Origin of the sequence: Streptomyces sp. CA-106110, from assembly GCF_050936285.1 — a bacterium.
Lineage (GTDB): Bacteria > Actinomycetota > Actinomycetes > Streptomycetales > Streptomycetaceae > Streptomyces.
This window is the reverse complement of record NZ_JBNJNB010000001.1, coordinates 5,334,501-5,347,918: the sequence shown is the minus strand read 5'-3', so window position 1 is coordinate 5,347,918 and position 13,418 is coordinate 5,334,501. Positions and strand designations below refer to the sequence as shown.

The 13,418-nt window shown below is 68.6% G+C and carries 14 protein-coding genes; 5 read left to right on the top strand and 9 right to left on the bottom strand.

What is annotated here, in order from left to right:
- Positions 1 to 2 precede the first annotated feature (2 nt).
- Positions 3 to 1,010 (top strand): IS110 family transposase, encoded by a 1,008-nt coding sequence (locus ACQEXA_RS24575; RefSeq protein ID WP_433131014.1) that lies wholly within the window; start codon positions 3 to 5, stop codon positions 1,008 to 1,010.
- Between the two features lie 602 nt (positions 1,011 to 1,612).
- Here ACQEXA_RS24575 and ACQEXA_RS24570 read toward each other — a convergent pair.
- Entirely contained in the window at positions 1,613 to 1,966 is a 354-nt protein-coding gene (locus tag ACQEXA_RS24570; protein WP_432931303.1) for a hypothetical protein, read from the bottom strand.
- On the opposite strand from ACQEXA_RS24570, the gene ACQEXA_RS24565 reads away from it, so the two are divergent.
- From ACQEXA_RS24565 to ACQEXA_RS24550, 4 genes are all read left to right on the top strand, one after another.
- Entirely contained in the window at positions 1,956 to 2,807 is an 852-nt protein-coding gene (locus ACQEXA_RS24565; protein WP_432931305.1) for a phosphoadenosine phosphosulfate reductase family protein, read from the top strand. The two genes, ACQEXA_RS24570 and ACQEXA_RS24565, sit on opposite strands and share 11 nt — an antisense overlap.
- 417 nt (positions 2,808 to 3,224) lie before the next feature.
- Positions 3,225 to 3,809 carry a GNAT family N-acetyltransferase gene (locus ACQEXA_RS24560; RefSeq protein ID WP_432931307.1) on the top strand — a complete coding sequence of 195 codons (585 nt, stop codon included), beginning with the start codon at positions 3,225 to 3,227 and terminating at the stop codon, positions 3,807 to 3,809.
- A gap of 11 nt (positions 3,810 to 3,820) precedes the next feature.
- Complete coding sequence (locus ACQEXA_RS24555; protein WP_432931308.1) at positions 3,821 to 4,162, top strand: alpha/beta fold hydrolase; 342 nt, start codon at positions 3,821 to 3,823, stop codon at positions 4,160 to 4,162.
- Positions 4,053 to 4,682, top strand: coding sequence for an SEC-C domain-containing protein (locus tag ACQEXA_RS24550; RefSeq protein ID WP_432931310.1), 630 nt, complete (start codon positions 4,053 to 4,055; stop codon positions 4,680 to 4,682). The genes ACQEXA_RS24555 and ACQEXA_RS24550 overlap by 110 nt, the downstream gene beginning before the upstream one ends.
- A gap of 227 nt (positions 4,683 to 4,909) precedes the next feature.
- On the opposite strand, the gene ACQEXA_RS24545 is transcribed toward ACQEXA_RS24550, so the two are convergent.
- The 8 genes from ACQEXA_RS24545 to ACQEXA_RS24510 all read right to left on the bottom strand — a co-directional run bounded on the left by ACQEXA_RS24545 (position 4,910) and on the right by ACQEXA_RS24510 (position 13,372).
- Entirely contained in the window at positions 4,910 to 5,806 is an 897-nt protein-coding gene (locus ACQEXA_RS24545) for a serine/threonine dehydratase (protein WP_432931312.1), read from the bottom strand.
- A 36-nt stretch (positions 5,807 to 5,842) separates the two neighbouring features.
- On the bottom strand, positions 5,843 to 6,220 hold the full coding sequence (locus ACQEXA_RS24540; RefSeq protein WP_432931314.1) for a RidA family protein: 378 nt from the start codon (positions 6,218 to 6,220) through the stop codon (positions 5,843 to 5,845).
- 39 nt (positions 6,221 to 6,259) lie between these two features.
- Positions 6,260 to 7,159 carry an NAD(P)-dependent oxidoreductase gene (locus ACQEXA_RS24535; protein ID WP_432931316.1) on the bottom strand — a complete coding sequence of 300 codons (900 nt, stop codon included), beginning with the start codon at positions 7,157 to 7,159 and terminating at the stop codon, positions 6,260 to 6,262.
- 58 nt (positions 7,160 to 7,217) lie between these two features.
- The gene (locus ACQEXA_RS24530) at positions 7,218 to 8,606 is read right to left on the bottom strand and encodes a UDP-N-acetylmuramoyl-tripeptide--D-alanyl-D-alanine ligase (RefSeq protein WP_432931318.1); all 1,389 of its coding nucleotides are present in this window, start codon (positions 8,604 to 8,606) and stop codon (positions 7,218 to 7,220) included.
- On the bottom strand, positions 8,603 to 9,709 hold the full coding sequence (locus ACQEXA_RS24525) for a D-alanine--D-alanine ligase family protein (RefSeq protein WP_432931320.1): 1,107 nt from the start codon (positions 9,707 to 9,709) through the stop codon (positions 8,603 to 8,605). Before ACQEXA_RS24525 ends, ACQEXA_RS24530 begins: the two co-directional genes overlap by 4 nt.
- Positions 9,710 to 10,158: 449 nt before the next feature.
- A complete protein-coding gene (locus ACQEXA_RS24520; RefSeq protein ID WP_433131012.1) occupies positions 10,159 to 11,268 on the bottom strand; it encodes an IS701 family transposase in 1,110 nt (369 codons plus the stop codon).
- A 327-nt stretch (positions 11,269 to 11,595) separates the two neighbouring features.
- A complete protein-coding gene (locus tag ACQEXA_RS24515) occupies positions 11,596 to 12,417 on the bottom strand; it encodes an IS701 family transposase (RefSeq protein ID WP_433134610.1) in 822 nt (273 codons plus the stop codon).
- A gap of 52 nt (positions 12,418 to 12,469) precedes the next feature.
- Entirely contained in the window at positions 12,470 to 13,372 is a 903-nt protein-coding gene (locus ACQEXA_RS24510; RefSeq protein WP_432929105.1) for an IS3 family transposase, read from the bottom strand.
- Positions 13,373 to 13,418 lie beyond the last annotated feature (46 nt).

Below are 13,418 nucleotides of genomic sequence, written 5' to 3'. Positions count from 1 at the left end.
CAATGTCGGTCTACGTCGGCATCGACGTGCACCGCAAGCGCTCACAGATCGCGGTCGTTGATCACGATGGCGCGGTGCAGGTGAATCGGAACGTGCCCAACGGGGTCGAGACGGTGCTCTCGGTGATCGGGGATCTTCCGATCGGAGCCCCGGTGGCCTTCGAGGCCGCTTACGGCTGGGGCTGGCTGGTGGAACTGCTGGAGGACTACGGCTTCGAGCCGCACCTGGTGCACCCGCTGCGGTGCAAGGCCATCGCCTCCGCGCGGCTGAAGAACGACAAGGTCGACGCGGCGACCCTTGCCCAACTGCTCCGTGCGGATCTGCTGCCGGAGGCGTGGATCGCCCCGCTGGATGTGCGCCAGCAACGGGCTCTGCTGCGTCACCGCTGCCAGCTGGTGCGTCTGCGCACGCTGCTACGCAACCGTGTCCATGCCGTCCTGGCGGACTACGGCTGCGACCGCTCTGGCAGCTACTTCACCGCTCCGGGACGGGTCTGGCTCGACGGCTTGGACCTGCCGGACGCCTCGCACCGCGTGGTCGACGATCTTCTGGTCCTGATGGACGCGCTCAAAGAGCCGATCGACGCCCTGGACCAGCAGCTGGTCGCGCACGCCCGTGGTGATCCGCGGGTCAAATCCCTCACCCAGCTGCCGGGGGTGGGTACGCTCACCGCCCTGATCATCGTTGCCGAGATCGGTGACATCAGCCGTTTCCCCTCCGCCCGCAAGCTCACCGCGTGGGCGGGGCTCACCCCCACGGTCCGCGGCTCGGACATGACTGTCCGGCACGGCCACATCTCCAAACAGGGTTCGGACTGGCTGCGGTGGATCTTGTGTGAAGCCGCCCAGACCGCCAAGCGGTCGCCGGAGTTCGCCGCCTCCTACCAGCGCCTCGCCCGGCGCCGGGGCAAGAAGATCGCCACTACCGCGATCGCCCGCCGCCTGTTGGCCCGCGCCTACCATCTGCTGCGCGCAGTCCAGGCCCCACCCGACCGGCAGAGGACTCGATGACACCAGCCGACGACAACCGCCAGGGGCGGTCGCAGACCCCGGGTGAGCTCGCATTTGCCCATGAGACGGGCTGTCGCCCGTGCTCGATGACCTGACTGAGCAGCCCGGATCCCCCGAACCACGGTCATGGCGCCGGCCCGCCCGGCCAGACGCCGAATGGGTGGATGTGAGCTCACTCCGCCAGACCATCAGCACATCGGGGACGTCAACGACCAAACCCCTGAACATTGGTGACGCTTCCTCGCTCCCGGTCCAGGGCCCTGCACGGCAGCCCTGCCAGACGAGCACGAGGAAGACCCGCAAAGGAAAGCACCTCGGCGAACAACAAAAAGCCGCAGGTCGGGGGCACTTCTACGCTTGACAAGCCCGGCCCTCATGGGTGGGCATATCAGTGCCCTGGGTCAACTCCGAAGCCGTGTGCCAGAGACGGTGGGGAGGCCAGGCTGAATGCCTGCGGCGTAGGCGTGGCGATGCTGCCGGGGTATAGCCGAGCGCCGACCTGGCCGATCGAAACATCGTGAACTTGGGGACCATCCTCGTCTGTCCTGCGCCTGGTACTCCAGTCGCATTTCGTGATGTGACGGGTGGTCGCGTCGGACGGTTCAGGTGAGGGCGGTAAGGCGTCGCTTGTAGTGGTGCCAGCGGGAGCGGGCCTGGTGGCGGCGTCGCCAGGTGGACCAGTGCAGGTGGAAGGCCATGCGGCGGGCCGCGAGGTGTGCGGGCATGTCCTGCGGTAGCGCGGTGAACAGCTGGAACAGGCGGCGGGCCTCGGTGACGGTCAGCGCGATCTGGCCGAAGTCCTCGGGAGGCTCGGCGGCTGCGTCGGCGGGCAGGACCGGTGCCGGATGGTCGCGCCGGTCCACGGCGGCGATCACCGCGAGTAGGGCGAGCGCGGCCATGGCCAGCACGATGTGCCGATGCCAGGAGCGGTAGCGGCGGGCCTGGGTGTGGTCCAAGCTGGTCGTGGTCCATGCGGACCTTGGCCGCGTCGAGTGGGGCGGCACCAAGGAACTCGCGGCCGAGCAGGCCCGCCTCCTGGGCGTGCGGTTCGAGGTCGTGCGGGCGAAGGGCGCGGATCTCCTTGAGCGGGTCGTCCTTCGCTACGCGCAGCTCAAAGCGAAGGCCGAAGAGGAAGCAATCAAGGCGGGCAAAGACCCGACCACGGTGAAGGTGCCGCCGGCGTGGCCATCATCCAGTGCACGCTGGTGCACTTCAGACGTCAAGCGGACCCCAATTCGGACCCTCTACACCAGGCTCACCGGGGAGCTGTCGCACCTGGGCCGGCCAGTGCGGATCCTGGCGTGCATCGGTCAGCGCGCCGCGGAGAGCGACAGCCGTGCGAAGCTGGCGCCCGTCGAGATCGACCGGGCGGCGAGCAACGGAAAGCGACACATCACCACCTGGAGGCCGATTCACGGGCGGAGTGACACCGCTGTTTGGCGGGAGATCGCCAGGTCGGGTCTGCCGTACCACGAGGCGTACGACTGGGGGAACTTGCGGCTGAGCTGTATGTTCTGTGTCCTTGGGTGTGTCGGCGATCTCGTCAACGCTGCACGGCGCGTGCCAGAGATGGCCGCCGACTACGCGCGGACCGAAGTGATCGCCAAGGCCGACTTTAAACTGGGCTTGTCGATGGGGGAGATCATCCGGCGCGCCGCCGAGCTGGAGAAGGAGCATGGTCCTGCGGCGGGACCCCCGGCCGGTTCGGCCCTGTCCGGGTACGTCGGCATGGCCGCGACAGCTGAGTATCTGGCCCTGCGAGAGCGTCTACGCTCCAGCTTCGGCCTCACAGCCTGACCTCGAGCCGGGGCGCGCACACCGCGCCCCGGCTCCCTGCCCATCGGCACACGGGCGTTGATGCCTGCCTCCGTGCATCCGTTGCCACCTACCGTGCCCAGGCGCTGGTCATGCTGATCCCACGAGACGGGAGAGCCCTGCAGAAGGCCGACCCGGCGTTTGGGATGAGCACGATCGCCAGGCGATGGTGCCCGGACTCCGCTGCTTGTGTCGAGGCATGAAGCCCACCCGCCCTGGTGGCGCCCCCACACTCCTGGCAGAACCTCACCTGCCGGCCGTACCGCGGCCCCATCGCATGCTCGTGCGTCCGCAGCGTCCCCGCCACCTGCCCGGCTGCCAGCCGTCACACGCCACCAGGGCAAGAGCCACCGCGCCACTCGGCCGCTTTCGCATCGTGCGCCTCGCATTGGAGCCTTCGTGTCCCCACTTCTGACCGCAACGGATCACACCACTACCGTCCTGGACGACGGGTCGGTCACCCACAGCCGGCCCGCCACCGTCGGCGACTACCCCCTCGTCGAAGCCCTCCATGCCATGTGCAGCCTCGCCAGCCGAGCCCGGCGGTACGGCGCAGGCAAGCCGGGCCTGTCCCTGGCCGAGTGGACGGCCATGGTGGAACGGCCGAAGGCCCTCGCGCTCCTGACCACCACAGAAGTGGAGCCCAGGCGCGCGGTAGCGATGACCTACCTCGCTGAAGTGACCGACGAGTCAGGAGTGGCCGATATTGCGATCCTGATCGCAGATCAGGCGCCGCGGAGCTACCAGTCCCTGGGATTGGGCACGGCACTGGCCGATCACGCCGCAGACCTGGCCCGAGAGTCCGGGTTCCACAGCCTCTCGGTGACCGTCGCCGAGACCAATATGCGCGCCCTGGCCATCGTCGAGCACCTCGGTGGTCCGGCGCTGCCCCAGACGGCTTACCTGCGGGGTATGGCCCTCCTCGGCGCGAATCCCGACGCACTCTACGCAGGTGAAGACCTCGAGCTTCGGATCCAGCTGTGAGGCGCGCCGCGATGCACGTACCGGACCGCTCCACCGTCGTCACCGACGACGGCGCCCAGCTGGCCGTCTACACCAATGGGAACGACGTCGCCTCCACCACAGCGATCCTCGCCCACGGGTACATGATGTCCGCCGACGTCTGGCGCATGCAGGTCCGCGACCTCACCGCCCGCGGCTTCAGGGTCATCCGCTACGACCAGCGGTTCCACGGCAACTCCACCGGCGGGACGGAGCGAGCTCGCGTTGGAGTGGTGCCAGACGGCCCTGGACCGCGTCGGTGGACTTCCCGAGGGGCCGGAGCTGACCGAGTTCCGGCGCCGGGCGCTCATCGACCGCGGCATCCTGCGCCGTGAACTCGGCATCGACCTGGATGAGGAGGACCTGGCGGCCGAGGCCGCGGCCGACGCCTCGATCAGAGAGGTCAGCGAACTTGTCCGGGGGCGGCTCGACGCGCTCTCCGGCAGGTCGGGGCTGGGTCTGCCGGATGCCGGGGAGGCATTCGACTCCGTGGTGCTGCGCTGGGCAAGGGAGGACTTCGGGCAGGTGCGGGAGCGCTGGCCGGAGTCGACCGCGCACTACGGTGACGACTACGACGCATATGCTGCCCGGATCCAGCGGGAGGCTCGCAGCTACGGCGAGGCCGGCGCCGCCCGTGTGCATTTGGTCACCGGCACCCTGGCCGATTTCGAGGCGTACGCCCTCCGTGAGGGGCGCGACCCGGCCGGGCAGGAGACGCGCCAGGAGTACGGCGAGTGGCGTTTCGTGGCCCACCCGGAGCAGACACTTTTCTGGCCGCCGGCCCGCAACGGATCGTGCTGGTGCGACTCCGGCCGAAAATACAAGAAATGCTGCGGCAGCCCGGCGAAGAACTGATCGGCTCGACCGGGAGGGACGGCGATCCGCCTGCACTCCGCCACATCGCGGGGTGCCCGGAGCAGCGGTTTCACCAACGATGGTCGGCACCGTTCCCGGCCTGGGCCAGCCCGGCTGAAACAGCGAGGCGTGGCCAAGGTGTGGTCAAGTGCGGCCGGACGCCTCATCGACGGTGGAACTTCACATCGGCTCAACTCTGGGGCTCCGACATCGCCCCATCTCCTTGACTACACGGGATGCCAGTCGGTGTTGGCACCACACAGGACGAGGCAGGGGTGACGACCCGGAACCCGGCCGGCGAGCCACGCGGCGAACGGCACCGCCGCGGCCGGCTCGACAGCCAGCCGGAGCTCCTCCCACAGCAGGTTCCGGGCGTGGGCGATCTCCTGCTCGGTGACCATCGCCAGCCGGACCCTCCCGGACGACAGCAGCGCGAAGGTGTTCCTGCCCACGCGGGACACGCCGAGCGCCGACGCCGCGACCGAGTCCACCGGAGCGTCGACCGGGAAGCCCGCCGAGAACGCCGCGTGCAGGCCGTTGCAGTGCTCAGGTTCCACGGCCACCACCGTGCGATCCGGTCCCAGGCCGACGCTGAGCCCCGCCGTCAGGCCACCGCCGCCGACGGCGGCGGCAACCGAGTCGCACCAGGGAGCATGCTCGGCGATCTCCAGCCCGACGGTGCCCTGACCCGCGATGACAGCCGGATCGTCGTAGGGGTGCAGGAAACTGCCGCCCGACTGGTCCGCCCACGCGAGGGCGGCGGCCTCGGCATCGGCGTAGCGCTCGCCGTGCCGCACCACGCGCGCACCTTGGGCGGTGATCCGCCGCACCTTGGCCTCCGGTGTCGGCCACGGCACGTACACCGTGGCGGCAAGGCCCATGATCTTGGCCGCCGTGGCGACGCCGAGTCCGTGGTTGCCGCCCGACGCCGCGACGACCTCGCCTTCGGTGTTGCCGGCGATGACCGCGTTGAGCGCACCACGGAACTTGAACGAACCGGTCGCCTGCAGGTTCTCAAGTTTCAGCGTGACCTGGCGACTGTCTATTTCCGCGGTGAGCACGGGCGTCGTGCGGATGTAGGGGCCGATCCGGTCTGCCGCCTCCCGCACTTCGTCGATGGTCATGGAGAGAAGAGTTTCTTGTTTCATAGTCCCGGGAAATCAGTCGAGAGTCGCGACGGCGTCGATGCAGAACAGAAGTCCCTCGGGCAGGGCAGAGCACGGAACGACGGACCGTGCCGGTGGGTCGGCCGGCATGTGGCGCGCGTACACCTCGTTTATCGCCGCGAAATCCTCTGTGCTGACGAAGTAGATCGTGACCTTCACCAGTCGCTGCATCGAGGATCCCGATTCCGACAGGAGGTCGGTCAGATTGATGAGCGCCTGTTCGGCCTGGGCCGCAACGGAATCGGGTGCTATTCCGGTCGCCGGATCGATACCCAGCACCCCCGAGGAGAAAACTTGTCCGGCGGAGACGACAGCCCGGCAGTACGGTTCGTCCGATGCCGGGGAATCAGCGCTGGACGCCTTCCTCTTCATAGCTTCTGGACCTCGTCTCGGATGGAGGATGAAGGAAGGTCAGCGCTTGACGACAACGTTCCGCGGCCGGCCGCTCGCAAATGCCTCGACGTTTTCCACCACCATGTCGAGACTCTGCTTTCCCGCTTGCGTCGTGGCGAACGCCACGTGCGGCGTCGCCAGTACCTTCTCGTGCCCGGCGAGCATCTTGTAGTACGCGTTCGTGGTGTCGTACGGCGCCTGCGGGTCACAGTCGATCGCCGCGCCGGCTAGAATCCCGTCGTCCAGCGCCTCCAACAGGGCCTTGACGTCGAAGGTGTGCGGCCGGACGTAGGTGAGGAAGTACGATCCCGGCTCCAGAGCGCGGAAGAAATCGCGATCCAGCAGGTTCGCCGTGCTCGGGACGGAGCTCAGGGAGTTGACGATCACCTGGCAGCCCTTGACCGACTTCATCAGGTCGTCGCCGCGCGTGACGTACCGCACGTTCGCGTGCAGGGCCTCCAGCACTTTGCCGAGGTGCGATCCGATGTCACCGGCGCCGATGATGCAGACGTTCTTCCCTGACAGGCTCTCGTGCCGCACGAACCGGAGTTCGCGGTCGGCGTTCACGTAATCCTGAAAACGGCGCAGCAGACCCAGTGCCATGAACACGGCCCATTCCACGACCGAATCACGATTGCTTCCGCGCGCGTTGGACAGGATGACGTTTCTGCGTGCCAGCGCCTCGGTATCGAACGAGCCGATCTCGACGAAGGGGAACGTGATGAAGACGTCGCGAAGCCGTTCGAGGTTGTCGAGGACGAACGCGCCGTCACTGCACACCACGTCCGCGCCCTCGATCTGCTTCAGCCATTCGGCACCCGAGCTCGCACCACCTGCCGAGGTCACGTCCCCGGCCTTTCGCAGCCTGCGGGTCTGCTCCTCACTGAACGGCATCGATCCGGTCACGACGATTTTCATGCTTGCGCAGCCTCTCTGGCATATCTCTGGCATATCCGAGCAATGGTTTTCGGGCTGCTCATGAGGCCGGGGCGTCAAGCGCCGTCGCCACAGCCGACAGGCCCACCATGCTGGAGGCCTTGACCAGGACAACATCGGCCGGGCGCAGCGATTCCCGCAGAAGACCGATCGCGGCAGCGCCGTCCGGCACGGCGTGCACGGACACGCCGGCCCCGCGCGCGGCGGCGACCATGGCGTCCGGTCCCTCGCCCTCGCCCACCGCCACGAGGACGTCGATGCCGAGCGCGCCTGCCAGTTCGCCGATGGCCTCGTGATGGTGGACCGTCCCTTCGGCCTGGTGCATCATCTCGCCGAGAACGGCGACCGTGCGGCGGTCACCAGCCATCGTGGCGAGCGTGCGGATCGCCGCCCGTGTCGAGGCCGGGTTGGCGTTGTAGGCGTCGTCGATGACGGTGACGCCGTCGGGACGTTCCTTGATCTCGAACCGCCCCGGCGAGCGGGGCACTGCGCTGCTCAGAGCTGCCGCGATCCGGTCGGCCGGGACACCGACGGCACTCGCGGCACATGCGGCGGCCAGCGCGTTCGCGACCTGGTGCGCGCCGGGCAGCCGCAGCCGCACCGGGACCTGCTCCGTCTGGACGTGCAGCGTGAAGGACGCGCGGCCCGTCGCGTCGAGCGTCACGTCCCGCGCCCGCACGGCTACGTCCTGGCCGACGCCGTAGAACATCACCGCTGCGGGCGTCAGGTGCGCCATGGCGGCGACGCGCTCGTCGTCGGCGTTGAGGAGCGCGAGCCCGCCCTCCGCCGCCGCGGGCAGGTCCAGCACCATCTCGCTCTTCGCCTTCACGACACCGTCGATCCCGCCCATCGTGAGTACGTGGGCCGGTTCGACGTTGAGCACCATGCCGATCTGCGGCCGCCCCACCCGCACCAGATGGGTGATGTCACCCGGCTGTGCGGCGCCCATCTCCAGGACGAGGTAACGGGTCTGCGGGTCGGCGCGCAGTATGGTGAGCGGGAGGCCTATCTCGTTGTTGTAGGAACGCGCGGTGGCGACCGTCGGCGCTTCGTGCTCCAGGATCTGGGCGAGCAGGTCCTTGGTCGTGGTCTTGCCCACCGACCCGGTGAGCCCGATGACGACGGGGCTCAGCCGGTCGCGGACGAACGCGGCCAGTCTGGTCAGCGCGGTGACCACGTCATCCACCACCACGCACGGTCCGTCGACCGGGCGGGAACCCAGCACCGCGACGGCGCCGGCGGAGTACACCACGGGCGCGAAGTCGTGGCCGTCGCTGCGCTCGCCCACGATGGCCCCGAACAGAGCTCCGGCCGTCACCTCGCGGGTGTCGGTGACCACCGGCCCGGTGACGGTGAGCCCGGGATCGGCACTCCCGTGCACCGTCCCGTCCACGATCCGGGCGATCTCCTCCAGCATCAGGGGGATCATCGTGACTCTCCCGCGGCAAACTCGGGGTGTCGGGCACGGTCACGTCCGAGCGCGTGCCGGGCGAAGGCGAGGTCGAGGAGGCGTTCGAGGAGCTGTGTGTACGGCAGCCCGCTCTCGGCCCAGCCCCGGGCGAACACCGAACGCGCGGTGAATCCGGGCATCGTGTTGATCTCCCCGATGTACAGCCTGCCGGCCGCCTCGTCGTACAGGAAGTCGACCCGTGCCAGGCCGTAGCCGCCGATGGCGTGGAACGCCCGTAGTGACAACGTGCGCACTTCCGCGGCGACGTCGGCCGGCACGTCCGCCGGCGAGTTTACCGTGGCCCCCGTGAGGTACTTCTGCGCATAGTCGGAGAACCCTCCGGCGACCTTGAGTTCGGAGGGCACCGAGGCCTCAGCCTCGTCGGCGTCGCCGATGACCCCGCAGAGCAGTTCCCTGGCAGTGATCCCCTCCTCCACCAGGACCACGTCGTCGTACCGGAACGCCTCGGCGACGGCGCGTGCCAACTCGGCCGGCCCGGTGACCCGCGAGACGCCGATGGACGACCCCATCCTGGCCGGCTTGGTGAACCGGGGCCAGGACAGTCCGCCGGCCGCCGTCAGCGGGTCCTCGCGCAGCCACTGTCTCCGGGTGTACCAGGTACCCGGGACTACCGGCAGACCTTCGGCGGCGAACGCACGCCTCATGGCCACCTTGTCCATGCCGACCGCGGAGGCGCCCACGCCGGAGCCCACGTACGGCATGTCAAGGGCCTCCAGGTAACCCTGGATCACCCCGTCCTCACCGTACGGTCCGTGCATCACGGGAAACACGACGTCGAGCCGTTCGATGACCTCTGCCGGGGACTCGGAGGAGACGAGGCATCCGTTGTGCCGGAGCTCGACCTGGATCCCCTCCACGGTCAGCCCGTCTCGGACGGCCGGCCCGTCCGGCCTCGCCGCCACGGCCTTCTCGACCGCGTGGGCCGGGAGCAGTCTCCAGCGTCCGTCCCTGTCTATGCCGATGGCGACGGGACGGAACCGGGTGGTACGGAGCGCGCGGATGACGGCCAGCGCCGAGGCGGCCGACACCGCGTGTTCAGCGGACGGCCCGCCGAACACCACGCCGACGCACGTCCCCTCCTCCGGCGTTATCGGTATATCAGCCCGACTCTCCACACGGTTCCCTTCGTCGTGCAACACGCCCGCCACTGCCCGCGGCCATGCGAATTACTCCTCATTGAGCGGCGACACTTCTTGCCTGTTATGCACTCGACCCTGCCACGGCAGGCTCTACAGCAGCTCTACAAGGCCTCTACGGCGCCAATCGGGGTCTTCGAAGTTAGGCGGGGTAGTCCCTTCAGTTGGAGATCAGCGGCCCCGCTGTAGTTTGAGGACCGGTGGGTGGCGGCCGTGCCGTGGGGTGTTCGGCTTCGCGGGCACGGTTGCGCCGCCTGTGACAGGCGCGGGCGACGGCCTGGTGGCAGCGTCGCCACCAGGACCAGTGCAGGCCGTGGCGGATCCGCTCGGCCGGGGTGGGCTGGGGTGCCATCACCCACAGCAGTCGGGCGATTTCATACGCCGTGAACGCGATAGCGGCGGTGCCGGTAGGGCTGGTGGGATCGGCGAGGTCCCCCTGTGTGGCCGGGAGGCGTGTCCAAGCTGGCGTGCAGGATCTCCGCGACGCGGTCGGGGCCGGGGGCGGGCTCCTCGTCGCGGGTGGCGGCCGCGGCCTGGACAGCCAGGAAGGCCGCGGCCAGCTGGGCCAGGGTGATGTGCCGGTACCAGCCGTGGAAGGAACGCACCTCGTAATCGGCCATCCCGGCGGCCGACTTCGCGAGCTTGATCGCTTCCTCCACTCGCCAGCGGGCCCCGGGTACACAGACCAGCTCTTCCACGGTGGTCTCGGGCGGGCCCCAGGCCAGGTAGTAGTCGCGCCCGGTGGGGGTCTGCGGCCGTCGCCGGGCGATGAACCACCGCGCCCACGCCCCGTCGCCGGTCTCCGCCTCAGGGTCGGGGATAGGGCGTACCCACCACTGCCAGACGCGGGAGTCGAGCTGGCAGGGGCCGGCCGGCAGGGTGACCCAGTCGTCCTCGGCGGCGTGCCGCTCCACCAGCCTCGCGGCGTGCCGCCAGCCGGGACGGGGCAGCACCGTGTGGTTGGCCTGCACGTTCACCGCGTAGGGCAGATGGTGCTCCTCCAGGAAGACGCGGAAGGCGCCGTCGCGTCCATAGACCTCATCGGCGGCCACCCACACCCGGTCCTCGGGAAGGTTGGGCAGCGTACGGGCGATCATCTGCTCGGCCAGGCGGGGCTTGGTGGCGAAACCGACGGTGTCGGGGACGTGTGCGGCGCGGCAGCGGGCCCGGTCCTCGGTCCATTCCCGGGGCTGGTAGATCTCCCGGTCGATCAGTGCCTGCCCGCGTCCGGTGGCCCAGGCGGCCATCACCCCGATCTGGCACGGGAAGACCCCGCCGAGCGTGCCGGAGTACTGCCTGGCCACCCCGACCGAGGCCCGGCCCTTCTTGGCGAAGCCGGTCTCGTCGACCACCAAAACCCCCGCTCCGCCGGGCCCAGCTCCCCTCCCGCCGTCGTCCAGGCCATCGATGACGTAGCGTCGGGTGAAGTCCCGCAGCGCATCGACGTCCCAGACCGAGCGGTCCAGCAGATGCTGCTGCCCCACGGCTCGGCGTCGCCGCCGTACTCGGCAAGCTGCCAGCCATTCTTGCGTGACACCGGGGAGAGCAGGCCGCGGATGCACCGCGCGGCCCGCATCCGCAGATCCGCCCGCGGGAAGATCCCGTCAACCTCCACCAGCAGGTTCTCCAACTGATCGGAGAACTCCTCGGCCCGCTCCCGATCGGTGATCTCCGGCATAATGTCCAGTAACTCCGCCTTCATACAAGGCAGTTACCCCCACACGATGACCGAGGAACTACAGCGGGGCCGCTGATCTCCAACTGAAGGGTCACCCACGGCAGCTGTAGATAGCTGCTGCTGAGCTTTCTGATCATGGTGTGGTGTCGGCGTACGCGTGCCAACGGCGGTGGCAGAGGCGGGCGCGGTGTTGATGGCGGCGGCGCCAGGTGGACCACCACGGCAGGTGTTCGGGGTCTCGTCGGGATGGCGGAAGGATCAAGGCCCGTAGCAGGCGGAGAAGTTCGTGGCTGCTGAGGGGGACGAGGTCGGCCTCGGCAGGATCGTTCCGGCCGGTCTGGGCGGCACGTTCGAGGGCAGCGGCGACGGCCAGGAAGGCGTAGGCGACCAGGGCGATCACGCTCCAGCGGTGCCAGGAGTTCCAGCAGGTGACCTGGCCTTTGTCGAGGTGGCAGACCTCCTTCGCATCCTGGAAGTCGTCCTCTACCCGCCACCTGCGGCACACCAGTGACACCAGTCTTGCCAGCGTCACCGGCCCGGGGGCGAAGCAGCGGTAGTAGGACACGGTGCGGGTATAGCGGTGTCGGCGGACCAGCAATACGGACGTCCCCGCGTCGCGGTCGTGTCCGTCGGGGGTGTCGTCGGCAGTGACCTCGATCATCGCCCAGTCGTAGTCGCGTATGCCCTTCTGCCCCGCGCCGGTCCGCATCCGCTGCCAGGCCCGCTTCGGCAGCCGGCTAGCGGCCTGGGTCACGCTCAGCTTCGCGGCCGGGGTGGTGACCTGGTGGTTGGAGCGCACTGCCACGACGTAGCCCAGGCCCAGCTCGCGGCAGGTGGTACGCAGCTCCCGCCCTCCGTAGACCTCGTCACCCAGGAAGAAGGATGCAGATATGCCCTGCTGACCGGCGGCGCGGAGCATGTGGGCCGCGAGTTGCGGCTTGCTTGCAAAGCACAGCTCGTCGGGAACACCGGTCTGAAGTTCCCCCCTGATCTTGGACAGCGGATGCTTACGCTGCGGGGGTGAAGTCGTGCTGCAGCCTGGCTCGGGTTTCGAGTGGGGTGAGGTACCCGAACTCGGGGTGTTTGCGGAGCCTGGTGCGGTTGTATTCGACTTCGATGAAGCGGAAGACGTCGGCGCGAGCCGCCTCGCGGCTCTCCCAGACGGTCGTGCCGATCTCCGCTTTGAGCAAACCGAAAAAGCTCTCGGCTGCGGCGTTATCGTAGCATATGCCGGTTCTCCCCATACTCTGCCTCAGGTTCAACTTCCTTATTTTCCGGCAGAATTCGCTACTCGTGTACTCGCTGCCGCGGTCGGTGTGCATGATGCAGCCGGGCTGCAACTGGCCGCGCCCGGCGGCCATCTCCAGCGCGTCGGTAACCAGTTCGGCGCGGTGGTGATCGGCCATCGCGTACCCGATCACCTCGCGTGTCGCCAGGTCGATGACCGTCGCCAGGTACCACCAGCCCTCGATCGTCGCCAGATACGTAATGTCCCCGACGAGCTTCGTGCCGGGTTCGGCGGCGGTGACGTCGCGGCCGACCAGGTCCGGGGCCGGGGCGGCCTTGGTGTCCTGCTTCGTCAGGTACCGGCGCTTGCGGCGGGTCACGCCTCGGATATCGCGCTCCCGCATGATCCGTTCAACCTTCTTCCGGTTGATCGCATGGCCCTTGCGCCGCAGCGCGGCGTGCACGCGCGGGGCGCCATAGGCACCACGCGACTTCCCGTGGATCTCCCGTATCTCCTCAGCGAGTTCGTCCTCGGCGCGCTGCCGCTCGGCGACGGCCGGCCGACTTGCCAGCCAGAAGTAGTACGTGGCGCGCGAGACCTTCAGTACACGGCACAGCAGCGCAACGCTGTAGCCATCGGGGTTGCCCTCGGTGGCCTTCTCCGCATCGATGAAGAGGCACACCTCGCCTACTTCACGATCTCCTTCGCGAAGAAGGCCGCTGCTGAGA